We start from the raw sequence: 16,559 nt of genomic DNA, 5'->3' as shown, positions 1-16,559 counted from the left end.
GTAGCTCTCAAACTGATGAAAGGCCCTTCTGATTTATTTTTCAGAAGGGCTTTTTCTTCATTGTCCCACTTTAACCACATAATGAATCAATCCCAACCGATGTTGTAAATTGGGCAATTTCTTCATTTGTTCATAAGAAAAGAAACCTCTGCCTTTTGTTTCCTCATCACTGATAAAATCACATATTTTCTTGATTTCTGCATGGTAGTGGACTTGATAACTCATCGGATATGGATACCGGTACGGTTGCGGTTTTGGTGCAAAAACCTCCATTTGTTGATAACCGATAAGAGTAGGATTATCCACTATAACTTTTGTTTCTTCATACACTTCTCTCACCAATGTCTCTTCTAGGCTTTCGCCAGCTTCTATATGCCCACCTGGCAAATCCCACCCACGATACAAGTTAGCTAATAGAATTCGCTTCTTATAGGTGATGATACCAAAAACAGTTGTTATCTCATTCTTTGGTGGTAAATCAGAGGATAGAACTTCGGATACCCTATTTGGTTGAGGTAACCATGATAGATTCTGATAAGACTGTAAAACTTTCATTTCTCACTTCTTTTCTATTTGATCAAATCATTGCACATACTTTGATTAATAACATATTTTTATGCTATTGAAAACAATGCATGAAATCCAAAACAAAAGAGTGGATTTCATTTGGGTTTGGCATCCATTCAGCAAAATGGAACTGAGAACAGTATCTATATGGAAATCAAAGCATAGTGAAGTCGAACTGCAAGAGAGCAACTCCCTAAACCATACAACAGAATGCAAAATTTCCCTTTTCAACAACATGTGCATAAATTCCCCCCAATAAAATGAAAGGCAAATTTTCCACAATCCTAGTAAAAAATGCACCCTTTTAAGTTAGATTTCATTTTGATCTAACTTTTAAGGTGCATTCTTAGTAATTATGATATTTGTACTCCTACTGTATCCGGAACAAGATCGAGCAACTGATAACTGACTTTATGTTCATCCATCACCTTCGCTAAAAAGCGTGAAAGGGATTCTCTCTGCTCATCCGTTTCATAAAAACAGAGGCTGGTAGGTCCTGCGCCGCTGAGGGCTGCACCGAGCGCTCCGTGGGATACTGCATCGGATAATATCTCTGATAAGCCAGGGATAAGACTTGCTCGATAAGATTGATGGATTTTATCTTGCATGGCTTCTGCTAATAAATCCAAACGACTTTGTGCTAAGGCAGCAACGAGCAAGCTGCTGTGTCCAAGGGTAAACACAACATCTTTTTTCTCATAACTAGATGGTAATGCAGACCTCGCTTTGTCAGTGGATAGCCAAAAATCAGGAATGACAGCCAAAACACGCAAGGAATCCGGAACAGAAAAGCGAATAAAAGGTACATCTCCTTCTTCTTTTGGCATGGTAGAAACGATTATTCCACCAAAAAAAGAAGCTCCTACATTGTCAGGATGACCTTCTATTCGAGCTGACATCGAGAATAGTTGATCCATCGTGTATGGTTTTCCTGCTAAAATATTGGCTGCAACTAGTGCTCCCACCACTGCTGCTGCACTGCTTCCCAATCCCCGGGTAAGTGGAATCTCAGAACTGACTTCGATTGCAAGTTCTGGCACAGCTCTATCTAAAGATTGAAACAAATGTGCTGCAACTTGGTAGAGCAGATTGGATTTATCCTTTGGTAGTACTGCTAAATGATCACCTGAAACTGTAATTTCCGTCTCAGATGCTATCTCCATGCGAATCACTGTGTATAGTTGAAACGCCATGCCAATAGCATCAAATCCTGGTCCCAAATTCGCTGTACTCGCTGGAACCTTTACCGTTACTTCCTGTTGACTCATACATTTGAAACCCTTTCTTATTTTGAAATCAACGACATGACTGCTTCTCTTGTTGCTGGTACGGTTTCGGCTTGCCCTTCGATAGTACTCAGCGCAATATTAGGGTCTTTTAAACCATTGCCAGTCAGCACACAAACAACAGTCGCACCCTCAGTTATCTTACCTGCTTTGCGCTGTTTGATCACTCCAGCGATCGATGCTGCTGAAGCAGGTTCACAAAATACACCTTCTGTACGTGCTAGTTTTTGATATGCTGCTAAGATTTCTTCGTCTGTTACCGCATCGATATGACCATTGGATTCTGCAAGTGCATTCAATGCCCCATCTTTGCTCGCTGGATTTCCAATGCGAATGGCTGTAGCGATTGTTTCAGGATTTGGTACAGGCTTTCCATATACCAATGGAGCAGCGCCGTCAGCTTGGAAACCAAACATACGAGGCAGCTGATGGCTTCTACCTGCTTGTTTATACTCCTTAAAGCCTTTCCAATAAGCTGTGATATTACCAGCATTTCCAACGGGAATTGCCAAAATATCAGGAGCTTCGCCCAGTACATCGATGATTTCAAAAGCAGAAGTCTTTTGTCCTTCGATCCGGTAAGGATTAACAGAGTTAACCAATGTGATCGGTTCCTGCGCGGTGATTTCGCGAACGATATCTAAGGCTTCGTCAAAGTTACCATCAATAGCAATCACCTCTGCCCCATAGATGATCGCTTGTGCTAGTTTACCGAGTGCAATATTCCCGCTTGGGATCAAGACAATACAGCGGAGACCAGCGCGTGCGGCATAGGCCGCAGCAGCAGCTGATGTATTTCCGGTTGAAGCACACATGATGGTTTTGCTGCCTTCTTCAACTGCTTTCGCTACAGCCATTACCATCCCACGATCTTTGAAAGAGCCAGTAGGATTCAACCCTTCATATTTTACATACAAGTTTATCCCTAATTCTGCTGACAATGCGGTAGCATGAATCAGTGGAGTATCTCCTTCATGTAAAGTAAGTTTTGGTGTATTTTCTGTTACAGGCAAAAAATCACGATAGCGCTCAATAATCCCAAATCGATGTTTATTCGTAGTGAACGTACTCATTTTTTCGCTTCTCCTTCCAATCGGTAACAGCTTTTCACTTGGTGTATCATTTTGGTGGAATCCATTTTTTCCATTACTTGATCCATATCTGCTTTGGATGATGTATGGGTGACCAAAATAATCTCTGCTTGTCCACCATTATAAGGCTGCTGGATTATCTGTTTAAAAGAAATATTATGATCGGAGAAAAGCTGAGTTATTTTCGCTAACACACCACGTTGATCTTCCACTATCATGCGTAGAAAATATTTCGAATATTTCTCCTCATCTGATTTAAGCTGTTTCTTTACATAGGGAGCTACGACACCTAAACCATTTGTCCCTAGTTTCATGTTTTTTACAACCGTAACGAGATCCGAAACAACAGAAGTAGCGGTTGGCAGTTCTCCTGCTCCAGGGCCATAGAACATTGTTTCTCCTACTGCATCACCATAAATATAGACAGCATTAAAAACATCGTTTACCGAAGCGAGCGGATGTGATTTGTGAATCATTGTCGGTTGTACACTGACTTCGATTTTATTGTTTGATCGCTCTGCAATACCTAGTAGTTTAAGCTCATAACCAAGAGATTTACCATAAGCGATATCTTCCTTAGTGACGCTGCTTATGCCTCGAACATCCACTTCATCCAAATTCATCGCCACCCGAAAGCCGAGTGTTGAAAGAATAGCCATCTTACGAGCTGCATCATGTCCTTCTACATCTGCTGTAGGATCTGCTTCTGCATAACCGAGTGCTTGAGCCTCTGCAAGCACTTCATCGTAGTCCATTCCTTCTTTACTCATTTTACTGAGCATATAGTTGGTTGTACCATTGACGATGCCCATCATCTTATAAATACGATCAGAAGAAAGTCCTTCTACGAGTGCTCTAAGGATTGGGATTCCACCTGCAACACTTGCTTCATAGAACACATCACAACCATTAGCTTGAGCAGTTGACAAAATCTGAGCACCATGCAATGCCATCAAATCTTTATTTGCTGTGATGACATGTTTTTTCTGTTCTAATGCGGTTAAAATATATGCTTTTGTCTGCTCGATGCCGCCCATTACTTCCACTATTACATCAATTTCATTATCGTAAAGGATATCCTCAATTTTTGTTGTCAACATATTTGCAGGAGTAGAAATGTCTCTTTCCTTATGTATATCCTTAACAAAAATACGATGAATCTCGATATGCAATCCTGTTTGTTTCCAAAGGTCTTCTTGATGAGCTTGAATAATTCGATAAACACCTGTTCCAACAGTTCCAAAACCCAACAAGCCAACCTTTACTAGTTTCTTCTCCATTTCTATCCTCCTGTGAACAAATATAAAAAGACGCTCCTGAAAATTCTATCAAGGAGCGAATTTTATTCCTATTATTATAGCAGGATGGAGTGATTTCAACCATCCTTTTTCGCCTATAGGAAAAATCTAGTCATTTTTCATTTCAATCTTATCAAATCAGACAACCTGTCTTCTCTTTACATAGGCATAGTATTGTAAATCATGATCCAAATGGAGCCTGCCACAATGGAAATGGCGACAAAAATACCATATGCGATGCTGATAACTTGATAGGCTCTTTCTTTGCTTTCCCAGATGTGCATGAAGTAGATAAGCTGAACTAAAAACTGTAGCACTGCTAAGATAAGCAGCACGGTTATTTTCATCGACATTGGCAATCGAGTGTACAGCATGTCGACAAAGGCGAGCACTGTCAAGATCAGAGAAAAGATATAGCCGACAATATGAGGTTTTGCACTATGATGTTGTTCCATTTACGCCACCCCCAACAAATAAATCGTGCTGAAGAGGAAAATCCAGACTACATCAAGGAAGTGCCAGTATAATCCTGTCATAAAGATTTTTCTTGCTGTGACAGGGGTAAATCCGCGCTTGATCACTTGGATCATGACACTAGTCACCCAGACAATCCCAAGGCTTACGTGTAATCCGTGTGTACCAACAAGGGTGAAGAATGCAGAGAGAAATGCACTATGTGTTGGTCCAGCACCCATCTCTACTAAGGTAGAAAACTCTTTAATCTCTAAAATTAGGAACCCTAAACCTAATAAGAGAGTAATGATGGTCCAGATCAGATATCCCTTCATGGAGTTTTTTCGCATGTACAAAATAGCCAAACCACACGTAAAACTACTCGTCAATAGGAAGAAAGTCTCCATGGCAAAGATGTTGACCTCAAACAGATCTTTACCAGCAGGGCCGCCAGCAGTCTGGTGAACCAGCACAAAGTAAGTAGCGAAGAGCGTGGAGAACAACACAATCTCCGCACTGAGGAATACCCAAAATCCAAAAATCTTCAATCTGCCTTCTTCTGATTTATATTCCATTGGTTGATAACCTTTTGTTGCAGTTGTTGTCTCCATCTTACACCCTCCTTCCAGCTGCTAATTCCGTCTTTTTGACTTCTTCTACTGGAATATAATAGTCACGATCATAATCGTTGAACGAACGCCAAATCATGGTGATTACTGATCCAAGCAAACCGAGAAATCCAATTTGCAGCCATTCAAAGACAAATCCAAATCCAGCAACAAACATAAATGCGGACATAATAACAGGGAATGCTTCCCGCTTAGGCATGTGGATTGGTTTTATTTCAGGTGCTTCTTCTTTCACGCCGGCAGCTCTTTCTTTTTTGATCAGATAGAAAGCATCCAAACCTTTTACTTGTGGAATAACGGCAAAGTTGTACTCTGCTGCTGGAGAAGAAGTCATCCATTCCAACGTACGGCCATTCCAAGGATCACCTGTTGTATCATTTTGACGGTGTTTAAAACTATAATACATGTTCCAAACGAGGATAATAAAACCGATCCCCATAGCAAATGCGCCAATCGTTGCAATCAGATTCCAAGTTTCCCATCCAAGACCAGCAGGATAGGTATACATCCGTCGAGTCATTCCTTTGAGACCAACGATATACATTGGAATGAAGCACAGATTAAATCCGATGGTAAACCACCAAAAAGCCCATTTTCCTAAATGTTCATTTAAGAGCCAGCCAACTATTTTCGGCCAGTAATAAATAAGACCTGCGATACATCCATAAACTGTTCCACCGATTAAGACATAGTGAAAGTGTGCAATCAAGAAATAACTATTGTGATATTGATAATCGGCAGGGGCAACAGCCAGCATAACACCTGTTATTCCACCGACGAGAAATATAGGAATAAACCCGAGTGCCCATAACATTGGCGTTTTAAACTCAACCCGCCCTTTGTACAGGGTAAACAACCAGTTAAACACCTTCACACCAGTTGGTATTGCGATCAGCATCGTACTGATCGAGAGAATGGAGTTGATCCATGGACCTGATCCCATTGTAAAGAAGTGGTGAACCCATACAAGGAAACTTAAAGCTGAGATGGCTAGCATGGAATATACCATTGCGTTATATCCGAACAATTTCTTTCTAGCAAAAGTACTAAAGATTTCAGAGAACAACCCAAAAGCAGGCAAGATTACGATATACACCTCTGGGTGACCCCAAATCCAGAACAAGTTAGCCCACATCATGGGGCTTCCGCCACCTGCTAAGGTAAAGAAGTGGAATCCAAAAACACGATCCAATGTAAGCAGTGCTAAGGCGATCGTCAATACTGGAAAAGCAAAAATGATAATCACAGAGGTGATCAACGTTGACCAAGAAAACAGAGGCATCCTCCATAAAGTCATTCCTGGAGCACGCATTTTCAGGATCGTGACTAAGAAGTTAATCCCTGTCACCAATGTCCCAATACCTGCGATCTGCAATCCGAGCAAATAGTAGTTTTGTCCTGGTCCTGGATCAAGTGCACTTCCTGCAAGTGGGGTATAACTCGTCCAACCCGCATCTGGCGACCCACCGAGGACAAAAGAGATATTGAATAACATCGCTCCCGCGGCAAACATCCAAAAACTCACTGCATTAAGAGCTGGAAAAGCAACATCTCTCGCTCCAATTTGCAATGGAATTGCCACGTTCATCAAACCGATCAAAAATGGCATAGCCATAAACAAAATCATAATCGTTCCATGAGTGGTAAAGATCTGGTTATAGTGTTCTGCATCCAAGAAATGCATGTTAGGAGCTGTGAGCTGTATTCGCATGAGCAATGCATCTACTCCACCACGGAATAACATCAATAACGCAGCTACCAAATACATAATACCGATTTTTTTATGATCGACTGTGGTCAACCACTCTCTCCAAAGCCAGACCCATTTTTTGTAGTACGTGAGTACAAATAATATTGCTAATGAAACCAAAATGATCGATACATAAGCACCATAAATGAGTGGATCTCCTGTTATAAAAAAGTGTTCCGGCATCTTAAAGTTAAATAAGAAATCTTTCATGGGTTACCCTCCTTTGCTAGTGGTTCATATTGTGGTGTGAATTAGAATTCATATCCATATTCATGTTCATATCCATTTTCATTTCCGTATCATCACTCTTACCATGTTGATGTGAGTTTGGTGCGATGATGGGATTCCCGTTTTCATCCAATCGGTTCACATCCACATTCGGATAGGAAGAGTAGGTTTGTTCTTTTACCACACCAGGTTGTAACAACTGTTTAAACATATCTGTTGTTTGTTTTGGTGCTGACTTTTTGACATTTGCTATCCACTCATCAAACTTCCCTTTTTCCAGCGAGTGGACATTAAACTGCATATGCGTGAAATCTTTCCCGGAGAAGTTTGCACTTCTTCCAATATAAGTACCAGCCTTATCCGCTTCCAACCAGAGATACATCGTCATACCTGGCATCGTGTACTCTTGTCCGCCAAGCTCAGGAACCCAGAACGAGTTCATCGGTCCAACCGCATTTAACTGAAACCGAACAGGTACGTTTGCAGGTATATTCACATAGTTGACTGTTTCGATCCCTTGCTCTGGATATTTAAATATCCATTTCCAGTTAGCTGATGTGACTTGAATCGTGATTGGTTTTTGATTTGGACTCGGTGATTTTTCCAGCTTAAACGTTGATTTTACGGTAGGAATGGAGAGTGCGATAATAATGACAACAGGAATAGCTGTCCATAAAATCTCTAACCATTTATTTTCTTTTTCTTCAGTCTCTACATAATCTTCATCCGATGACTTTGCTCGGTATTTCACAAGCATATACACAAAAAGAACGATAACTGCAATAAAAACGATAGACATCAAAACAATTGACCAAATAATTAGATCATACTGTTCCTTGGCTACTGGTCCTTGTGGATTTAATACGCCTGATTTTAGGGAGGAACATCCTGATAGCAATAAGGCCATTGTCAAAAAAATCGCTGCATATTTTGTTTTCAATCGCATTTTTTGGTCACCTACTCCCTTTACCAAATACTTTTGACCATAATTTTTAATAAGTTAGACATACAACCTTCACTATTGAATTATAGAACCATTTCTTTTATAAAGTTGTCTAGTTGGTGACAGGTTTGTGAATAAATGAACTTAAATTATTACCAACAAAAAGGGATCACATCACTGTAATCCCTTACATTGCCTAGATTATTTACTTTGTCACATTAAACAACGGAAGAAGAATATAGTGGAATTTTGTGTTAAAAAAAGTGTTACAAAGAACTAATCTAATTCTTGTCAGAAAATAATAACCAATTTTCTTGAAAGGATAAACGGTAACTTGTTGTACGAGATTCCCTGCTCCCTCGTATTTATACGGAGAAACGGTGCCATCTCCGTTTTGCATCTTTGTTCTATGCGACAATGAGAACCGTCCCCTTGTCGCAAATATCTATTGGTACTACAACAACAAACGGATAAAACAAAAACTGGCTGGTATGAGCCCTGTTCAATACAGGATTCATTCCAACCAGCTTGCGGCTTAATTTTTAGTTCAACTTTTGGGGTTCAGTACATTTTCCCTGATGGTTCTTTTACAAAAGCAATTCGATCCCCTTCGGTAATCCCCAGTTGTTCACGAATGTTTTTAGGCACTGTAATTTGCCCTTTACTGATTACACGTGCGGTTTCTAATGCGTTTGATTTTTCTTTATCCATTTTTGCATACCCTCCTATCAAAAAGTAAGGAATCCTTACTCCTGTTATATGCTGGTAATCAAACCAAGTACAATAAGGATTTACAAAAAGCGACCAATGTCCGTTATTATCAGTCATAGGCTGCTTATCTCCTGACAGCTCTCCAGCTGTGATATGCGGTGATTAACTATTCTCCAATACCAATTTAACCAAAGAACCAAATCAAAATGGTATTCCAAGCTCATCATAACTTTCTGCCAAGCTGTCATGAAATCCCCAACCAATACCCTCTGTATTCTTCACTACAGCACGAACACGTTCACCAAATAAATCATGCCATTCCCTATTTTTTGCATCATTTAGCATTTGGATCACTGTTTTATACATGGATTCAATACTACTGTAAAATCGTTCATCTATATCTCCATATGCATTGGTAAATTCCACACCCAATTCTACGTAATATAGCTTTAATTCGATGCTGTATCTTTCATTTTGCGTAATTTTTTCAAACTCCCGGATCGCTTTCTTTGCTTCACCCAACCGTAATTTCGGCTCACCGCGTTCAGGAAAAAATTCATTTTTCACTTTTTCTTGGCATGCGTAAAATAATTCCTCAATTACATTGTCACCAAGAAACTGAACAGTAAGGAAATCTTTTATGCCATTATTCAGCTTATAGCACTCTGTGACCAACTGAATCAGCTCTTCGGTTGAAAGCGATTTTAAATGCTTCTTTAATTTTGGAATCGTTAACTTACTTTCAGTCTTTTTCTTCACTGCCTTTTTCTTTTTCATTACTTGCTTAGGATTTAATTTGGAAGCATTTCGTTTCAGGTATTGATTGATCTTTTCTTTATGAAATTCATCTGGATCAAAGTCACCCAGCCAAGCAGAAACATCTTCGTATTCCGAATCTTGAGGGTTTGATAAGACAGACAACATATACTCATATCCTGAAATTCCTCCAGAATCCTCAGGTGGACAATTTCTTTGTCCCTCTAAACAACTAGGAACTATCATTGCTTCATCGTCTAGTAAAATTTTTTCCAAAACCAGATGGTGAGCCCAATAATCACCAAAATCATATATATAAGTTGCTTTCTGTCCTTCAAAAATAAAATGCTGATCTATTTTTTCTTTGTTTGCATCTAACTCTTTCTGTGCACTTTCTAATGAATCCGAAGTTGGAACAACAATTCTTTTATCCGACAAATTGAATTCAAATAAATGATAGTCTTCCCATCCCATCACCGCTTGCAATGTCTTATGTAATTGAAGAAATGTGATATTACGGTCGACAAGAAATCTTCGCCAAATAGGCGGTTTGCTATCTTCAAGCATTACCTTAAATTGATAGATCATCTACGAATCATCTCCAAAAATCCAATGATCTCTAAATTCTACTACATGCTCAAACACACTTTCTACCACTATCTACTTCTTCCCTTCCCAAACGATCAACGCGAATGCAGTAAGGAAACATAGCCAATGAATTGGCAATAGAATAAATGAACATAATAAAAACAAATAAAATGAATAAAGGTTGATTCCTATGATTTATATTTATAACGATTATGGAGGGACACATACCACGGCTTTGGCTGCCGCTTATCATTTAAAACAATTACCTCAATCAGAAAGAAAACTATCTTCAGAAGAAATATTAAATGTAAAATACTTCAATCGACTAACAAAAGATGATTTTGGAAAACTCATTTTTCATGGGAAAGATGAGGATGGTAACGCCGTGTATACAATTGGACGAAAAAGAAATAAGCTTGTAGTTCCATCATTAAAAGAAATGATCTTACTGCTGCAAGATAAATTTCATTTTAGTGAAAAAATCGTTTTCTCCAATACATCGCCGACTGTTCCCATTGCTATGTCATTTGGGGGATTCTTCTCAAGAGGATTGAAAATCGACTCTATCGGTGTACCCTTATTGGTAAAAGGTGCGAAACAATGCTGTGATAATGTTTATCGATTAGTGGAAAATACAAAAAAAGTTGGGAAAACACCATTCAAAGAAAATGTGATTATATTAGAAAATGAAATGTTTAAATAAACTGCCTTCACGAATAAAATTTACGCGACAAGAGAAATGTTCCCTTGCCGCGTATAGTTAAAATATCATTTTTCTGCGTCAATGTGGGAATCCTTCGATGTCTCTCCCATTCGCCAGTAGACGATGAAACTAACGAAAATGCAAGCGGCTACATAGTAGTAGAAAATACTCTCTGTTCCAATACTTTTAAACCATAGAGCGATAAACTCTGCTGTCCCACCAAAGATTGCAACGGTGACTCCATAAGGAAAACCTACACCAAGCGCGCGAATTTCTGTTGGAAAAAGCTCTGCTTTCACAATCGCATTGATAGAAGTGTAACCTGTGACAATGATAAGACCTACCATCATAAGGAGAAAAGCACCATAAGGGTTTTTGATATGTTCCATAAGGAGGAATAGCGGCACTGTCAATAGCGTTCCAAAAATACCAAAACCAATCAGCAATGGACGGCGTCCAATTCGGTCAGACAAAAGCCCAGCAATCGGCTGGAGTAAAGCAAATACAAATAGGGCTATAAAGTTGATCCAACTGACAACATCTTTAGGAAGCCCAACCGTATTCACCATAAACTTCTGTAAATATGTGGTGTAGGTGTAGAATGCAACGGTTCCTCCAAGTGTGAGACCAACTACTACCATCACTGCCTTAGGATGCTTCATAAGTGCGCGAATCGTCCCAGCATTCCCCTTATTTTTCGTGCTCATTTTCGAGAACTGCTCGGACTCGTCCATCGAACGACGCAGCCACAATACGGCTAATGCCCCCATTGCCCCTATGACAAAAGGAATGCGCCAACCCCACGACATCATTTCAGATTCATTGAGCATTTGTTGGAGGATAATTTGAACACCTAATGCCACCAACTGTCCAGCAATCAATGTGACGTACTGGAAGCTCGAGTAGAAGCCTCGACGACCTTTATTAGCCATCTCAGACAGATAGGTTGCTGATGTTCCATACTCCCCTCCAAGTGACAACCCTTGAAGCAAGCGGGCTAGAACGAGAATGATGGGAGACAGCACGCCAATGGTACCATAACCAGGTGTACAGGCAATAATCAAGGAGCCACCAGCCATGACCGTAATGGAAAGCGTCAATGCAGCACGACGTCCATGACGATCCGCATAGCGACCTAGCAGCAAGCTCCCTAATGGGCGCATTAGAAAGCCGACAGCAAAGATTGCTGATGTATTAAGCAGCTGGCTTGTTGGATCTCCCTTTGGAAAAAACACTTCTGAAAAATATACAGAGAAAGCTGCATAGACGTACCAGTCATACCATTCGATTAGATTTCCTACTGAACCTTTGAAGATGTTACTTGCAATGCTTCGTGTTTTTACTTGACCATTCGTTTGAGCCAATGTCACATCCTCCTAGGAGTTCTAAAGTAAAATAACTTTTGTTGCTCTGATACACATTTCATTTTTACACAGAGAGAGCGTTTTCATTTTAAAGGACAACCTTGAAAGTCATTTTTGTTTTAATGATTTAGGTAATATTTTGTAAATAATCCGATATAATAGCCATCTCTTAAGATTGATCTACCAAATGCCGACCATCTATTCAAACAGCTAAAAATGTAGCATTACGAAGTAATACAGTCTTAAATCATCATCATTCTCTTTCAAACTCTCTGTATAAGAATATATATTTATTTATAATTATATTATTTTAATCTTTTCTTGCCAATATCATTTTTACTATTAACTCTATTGGATTAGAATGAATAGCTTCATAGCTCTCTTCATGCTGAATTACACGAACCCTATTCTCTTTTATATATGGGTGGGTTTCATGTAGATAAAACATGTATTTTTATATTCCTGTCCAAAATCCCCTCCTCTTTTCCATAATGGTGAAAATATTCACTTGACACACGCATTTTCCCCCACTAAACTTACAATGTAAGCATACACTGTAAGTTTAGTGGGGGATTATTTTTATGAAACGAAAAGGAACTCGGTCGCTTACACGGCAAAAAGTGTTACACACCGCTTTGGAATTGATTGATAAGGAAGGCTTAGAAGGCTTTAGCATGCGGAAATTAGGAACGATCCTTGGAGTAGAAGCCATGTCGATTTATAACCATATCGACAATAAAGATGCATTGTTTGATGGCATCATCGAGCACTTGATGCTTGAAGTCCCTTATCCTGTTAAAGCTGACATGACGCCTTATGACGAGTTATGGAACTTTGCTCATGCTTATCGAGATATACTGCGTGCTCATCCTCGTGTACTGCCATTAGTAGCAACTCGTCCACTGCGTACATTAGCTTCCCTAACCATACTGGAACGCCTTATGGCTGCTCTCCATCAAGCACATGTATCAGGACTTCAAGCACTATATGCGATTAACAGCATGGCAGGTTTTATCATCGGTCATGAGTTACTTACCAATGAATCAGTACCCATAGCCAGCATTCCAGCCAGACCCACTGATATGTCGATATGGAATCAACTTTTGGAAGAAGACTACCCTTTCCTTCATCAAACGATTTCTGATCTGAAAAACTGGGATGCTGATCAAGAATTTGATTTTGGACTACAAGCATTGTTACAAAACATACTAAAACATGATCCCAAAAACTCTTAATAGAGGGAGAAACAAAATGAATAAAAAAATTCTTATATCTGGTGCTAGTATTGCAGGTCCTGCATTGGCTTATTGGCTGCATAAATATGGATTTCAACCAACTATTGTGGAGAAATCACCCATTCTTCGCGGTGGAGGATATAAAGTAGATATTCGTGGGGTTGCGATAAAAGTAATAGAAAAAATGGGATTGATACAAGAAATACGGCAAAACGATACAAATATGCGCGGTGGAACCTATGTAAATAAAGAGAATAAACCTCTAGCTACTATGTCTGCTGATATCTTTAATCTTCGTAGTGAAGGCGATGCAGAAGTGATGCGAGGGAACTTGGCGAATATTCTCTATCATCATACGAAAGATGATGTCGAATATATTTTTGGAGATTCTATTTCTTCCATTGCAGAAGATGATGATGGAGTAATAGTAACTTTTGAAAAAGGCGAACCAAGAACATTCGATCTTGTGATAGGTGCTGACGGGCTGCATTCCAATGTCCGTAAACTCGTCTTTGGTGATGAGTCACCGTTTATCAACCATCTTGGATTTTATGTTGCTACCTTCACCATTCCAAACTATTTAAACCTTGATCAATGGGAACTCTATTTTCATGCTCCTGAAAAAGTAGTAAGTATTTATAGTACAAAAAAACAGGCTGAAGCAAAAAGTTTTTTTGCCTTTAAATCTCCATTGCCATCTTATGATCACCATGATAAAGAGCAGCAAAAAGGCCTTCTAGCGGACGCATTTTCTGGTGTTGGTTGGCAAATTCCCCAACTTCTCATGTACATGGATGATACAGAAGATTTCTACTTTGATTCAATGAGTCAAGTGGAGATGGATCATTGGTCTATCGGCAGAACTGTACTGCTTGGAGACGCTGCATATTGTGGATCGCCTGCTTCTGGTCAAGGGACAAGCATGGCACTTGTTGGAGCTTATGTACTCGCTGGTGAACTAGCGTCATCATCAGGAGATCATCATTTGGCTTTCACACGTTATGAGAGTAAAATGCGAAATTTTGTGCAAAAAAATCAACAGTTAGCACTTGATCTCATTGATGATTTTATTCCCAAATCAAAAACACAAATATTCTTCCGCAGCCAAATGATCCGACTTCTACCTTACCTTCCGGGAAAAAAACTTATTCTTGGAAAGATGCTGGATCAAGTTGAACAAGCGGCAAATGCAATTTTCCTTGAAGACTATACTTAAGATCCTGTTGATTCTCAACTCTTCCAGACGGAACCAATTATGTGTTACCGGGCATGCGAGTTGCTCAAAAAATAGAATAAACAAAATTAGCTAAAAGAAAACAATTCTCTTTTCCTCATACAAAAAAATAGGCGGCTGGAGTTGAATTCATTCCAGCCCGGACATGCAGGAGAAGTTCTGGACAGTGTCCCTTACTTACATCCCACAGTCAGCCTTTTTGCAGACTACCCCTTTACCGTTAGGGCTGATCGGCGAACCTCCACAACTTCCGGAGTCATCTTGCTGTTCCCTTGGATTGCGAAGTGAGCACTGACCGAGACACATCGCTAGGAAGATGCGCGTGGTAACCGTGTTTGCTGCCCCATCCAGCTCAGAGTGAGTCATACTGCTCCTTTCATCAGGGCATAAGGCTTGTTATCGATTGTACTTGATTTTATTCTAATTAGCCATATTTCTCGTTCACACTGATCCCCTGATCTCAACACCTCGTCCCCTCATATACTGTTAACTTCATCATTATAACGACTTGGTATTTGACAACTCATTTCATATTTATGAATTACTTACTGGCCACCTCATTATGAGACTTTCGACCTCACTTTTACCACGCAAAAGATCATACCATTTATCAGGAATCCCCTCTAATCCAACTTTCACCCCATACAGACCGCCTGCAATGGCTGCATTGGTATCGGTATCTTCCCCGAGTGATATCGCTTTTTTGATTACCTGTTCATAGTCTGCTTCCTGAACTGCAATTCGAACGCTCTGAATCGTCTCTACCACATAGCCGCCGCCCCTGCTCACAGGCTCTTGATCAGGTTTAATAGTAAGATCGAGTTCATCACGTTCTTTACTATTTGCTCCATATATTTCTCGTAATCGATCGACCGCTTCACGATATGCTTCTTCTATCTCTCGTATTTTGGAGACTTCTCTCACCCATAAACAGTACAGAGCACAAGCTACTTGATTGGTAAGATGTCCATGTGTAACCAAGGATTGCTTGTGGCTATCGATCACCAATTGCTCATCGCTTCCTTGATGCCACAGTGCAAGCGGGAGTACTCGCATAAGTGAACCATTTCCCTTTCCTTCAGGATTTGCAAATCCTGAATTTTCCGGAGAAATGCCTTGATGATAAGCTTGCAGAGAGACACTTGTTTGAATCCCGACATCAAATACATGATGATCGACCGCCCATAAGCCCTTGTCATACCAAGCCCATAATTTATCTGCAAAATTTGCGAGATCTAGCTCTCCACACTCAACAAGTGAATCCAATAGGCATAAAGCCTGGGCACCGTCATCTGACCATGTACCTATAGGGACTCCTCGATGGGCGCGGTTAAATCCAGCAGGAGGAGTCATATCGATCTCTTCCATTGGCGGCAATTGATTTGCTGCATGAAATTCATAGGGAACGCCAACTGCATCTCCTACCAGTAATCCATACAAACCTCCAAGAATTTGACTTTTCTCCAATTGGTATTCTCCCTTCCGCTTCCCCTTACTTCACTAGTAGTTATTTTATCATGAATTTTTCAACTGCATTGTTAACTCTATTAAAAAAGAGGCTATGCGACATGAGAACCGTCCCCTTGTCGCACTCCTCTAATAGGTGTGGCCCCTCTATCATTTATATTATCAACAACATTTATATATCGCTAAATGTTATTATCCTTCCCATTTTTCTGAAAACTAATCCCCTGCTGACCGACCGATTTTACTCCAGTCGGTC

The 16,559-nt window shown here is 40.0% G+C and carries 17 protein-coding genes; 4 read left to right on the top strand and 13 right to left on the bottom strand.

Annotation, left to right across the window (positions count from 1 at the left end; all coding sequences use genetic code 11):
* Nucleotides 1-57: 57 nt before the first annotated feature.
* The 8 genes from MK805_RS01785 to qoxA all read right to left on the bottom strand — a co-directional run bounded on the left by MK805_RS01785 (nucleotide 58) and on the right by qoxA (nucleotide 8,248).
* Complete coding sequence (locus MK805_RS01785) at nucleotides 58-555, bottom strand: NUDIX hydrolase (RefSeq protein ID WP_240873488.1); 498 nt, start codon at nucleotides 553-555, stop codon at nucleotides 58-60.
* Between the two features lie 365 nt (nucleotides 556-920).
* Entirely contained in the window at nucleotides 921-1,835 is a 915-nt protein-coding gene (gene thrB, locus MK805_RS01780; protein WP_240873487.1) for a homoserine kinase, read from the bottom strand.
* Between the two features lie 17 nt (nucleotides 1,836-1,852).
* Nucleotides 1,853-2,926: a threonine synthase gene (thrC, locus tag MK805_RS01775; protein ID WP_240873486.1), complete on the bottom strand. Its 1,074-nt coding sequence runs from the start codon at nucleotides 2,924-2,926 to the stop codon at nucleotides 1,853-1,855.
* Nucleotides 2,923-4,224, bottom strand: coding sequence for a homoserine dehydrogenase (locus MK805_RS01770; RefSeq protein ID WP_240873485.1), 1,302 nt, complete (start codon nucleotides 4,222-4,224; stop codon nucleotides 2,923-2,925). Before MK805_RS01770 ends, thrC begins: the two co-directional genes overlap by 4 nt.
* A gap of 176 nt (nucleotides 4,225-4,400) precedes the next feature.
* Nucleotides 4,401-4,697, bottom strand: coding sequence for a cytochrome aa3 quinol oxidase subunit IV (qoxD, locus tag MK805_RS01765; protein ID WP_240873484.1), 297 nt, complete (start codon nucleotides 4,695-4,697; stop codon nucleotides 4,401-4,403).
* Complete coding sequence (qoxC, locus tag MK805_RS01760; RefSeq protein WP_240873482.1) at nucleotides 4,698-5,306, bottom strand: cytochrome aa3 quinol oxidase subunit III; 609 nt, start codon at nucleotides 5,304-5,306, stop codon at nucleotides 4,698-4,700. It abuts the gene before it with no gap.
* 1 nt (nucleotide 5,307) lies between these two features.
* On the bottom strand, nucleotides 5,308-7,257 hold the full coding sequence (gene qoxB / locus MK805_RS01755; RefSeq protein WP_420833044.1) for a cytochrome aa3 quinol oxidase subunit I: 1,950 nt from the start codon (nucleotides 7,255-7,257) through the stop codon (nucleotides 5,308-5,310).
* A 43-nt stretch (nucleotides 7,258-7,300) separates the two neighbouring features.
* Nucleotides 7,301-8,248: a cytochrome aa3 quinol oxidase subunit II gene (gene qoxA / locus MK805_RS01750; RefSeq protein WP_240873477.1), complete on the bottom strand. Its 948-nt coding sequence runs from the start codon at nucleotides 8,246-8,248 to the stop codon at nucleotides 7,301-7,303.
* 377 nt (nucleotides 8,249-8,625) lie between these two features.
* On the opposite strand from qoxA, the gene MK805_RS18095 reads away from it, so the two are divergent.
* Nucleotides 8,626-8,784, top strand: coding sequence for an IS3 family transposase (locus MK805_RS18095; protein WP_420833037.1), 159 nt, complete (start codon nucleotides 8,626-8,628; stop codon nucleotides 8,782-8,784).
* Between the two features lie 22 nt (nucleotides 8,785-8,806).
* Here MK805_RS18095 and MK805_RS01740 read toward each other — a convergent pair whose 3' ends face one another.
* Both MK805_RS01740 and MK805_RS01735 read right to left on the bottom strand, forming a co-directional pair.
* On the bottom strand, nucleotides 8,807-9,073 hold the full coding sequence (locus tag MK805_RS01740) for an AbrB/MazE/SpoVT family DNA-binding domain-containing protein (RefSeq protein ID WP_240873470.1): 267 nt from the start codon (nucleotides 9,071-9,073) through the stop codon (nucleotides 8,807-8,809).
* 84 nt (nucleotides 9,074-9,157) lie between these two features.
* Nucleotides 9,158-10,300 (bottom strand): DUF6155 family protein, encoded by a 1,143-nt coding sequence (locus MK805_RS01735; RefSeq protein WP_240873468.1) that lies wholly within the window; start codon nucleotides 10,298-10,300, stop codon nucleotides 9,158-9,160.
* A gap of 190 nt (nucleotides 10,301-10,490) precedes the next feature.
* On the opposite strand from MK805_RS01735, the gene MK805_RS01730 reads away from it, so the two are divergent.
* Nucleotides 10,491-11,003: a DUF3189 family protein gene (locus MK805_RS01730; RefSeq protein WP_240873466.1), complete on the top strand. Its 513-nt coding sequence runs from the start codon at nucleotides 10,491-10,493 to the stop codon at nucleotides 11,001-11,003.
* 65 nt (nucleotides 11,004-11,068) lie between these two features.
* On the opposite strand, the gene MK805_RS01725 is transcribed toward MK805_RS01730, so the two are convergent.
* A complete protein-coding gene (locus tag MK805_RS01725; protein ID WP_240873465.1) occupies nucleotides 11,069-12,367 on the bottom strand; it encodes an MFS transporter in 1,299 nt (432 codons plus the stop codon).
* A gap of 581 nt (nucleotides 12,368-12,948) precedes the next feature.
* Here MK805_RS01725 and MK805_RS01720 point away from each other — a divergent pair.
* Nucleotides 12,949-13,602, top strand: a complete 654-nt coding sequence (locus MK805_RS01720; RefSeq protein ID WP_240873464.1) for a TetR/AcrR family transcriptional regulator C-terminal domain-containing protein — start codon at nucleotides 12,949-12,951, stop codon at nucleotides 13,600-13,602.
* Nucleotides 13,603-13,618: 16 nt separating this feature from the next.
* Nucleotides 13,619-14,818, top strand: coding sequence for an FAD-dependent monooxygenase (locus tag MK805_RS01715; RefSeq protein ID WP_240873463.1), 1,200 nt, complete (start codon nucleotides 13,619-13,621; stop codon nucleotides 14,816-14,818).
* Nucleotides 14,819-15,013: 195 nt separating this feature from the next.
* Here the strand turns inward: MK805_RS01715 and MK805_RS01710 are convergent, their stop codons facing one another.
* Both MK805_RS01710 and MK805_RS01705 read right to left on the bottom strand, forming a co-directional pair.
* Nucleotides 15,014-15,202 carry a hypothetical protein gene (locus MK805_RS01710; protein WP_240873462.1) on the bottom strand — a complete coding sequence of 63 codons (189 nt, stop codon included), beginning with the start codon at nucleotides 15,200-15,202 and terminating at the stop codon, nucleotides 15,014-15,016.
* A gap of 168 nt (nucleotides 15,203-15,370) precedes the next feature.
* Nucleotides 15,371-16,303: an ADP-ribosylglycohydrolase family protein gene (locus MK805_RS01705; RefSeq protein ID WP_240873461.1), complete on the bottom strand. Its 933-nt coding sequence runs from the start codon at nucleotides 16,301-16,303 to the stop codon at nucleotides 15,371-15,373.
* Nucleotides 16,304-16,559: the final 256 nt, after the last annotated feature.

Source organism: Shimazuella soli (genome assembly GCF_022511585.1).
GTDB lineage: Bacteria > Bacillota > Bacilli > Thermoactinomycetales > Thermoactinomycetaceae > Shimazuella > Shimazuella soli.
The sequence above is the reverse complement of the archived record's forward strand: the minus strand, read 5'-3'. Positions and strand labels throughout refer to the sequence as shown.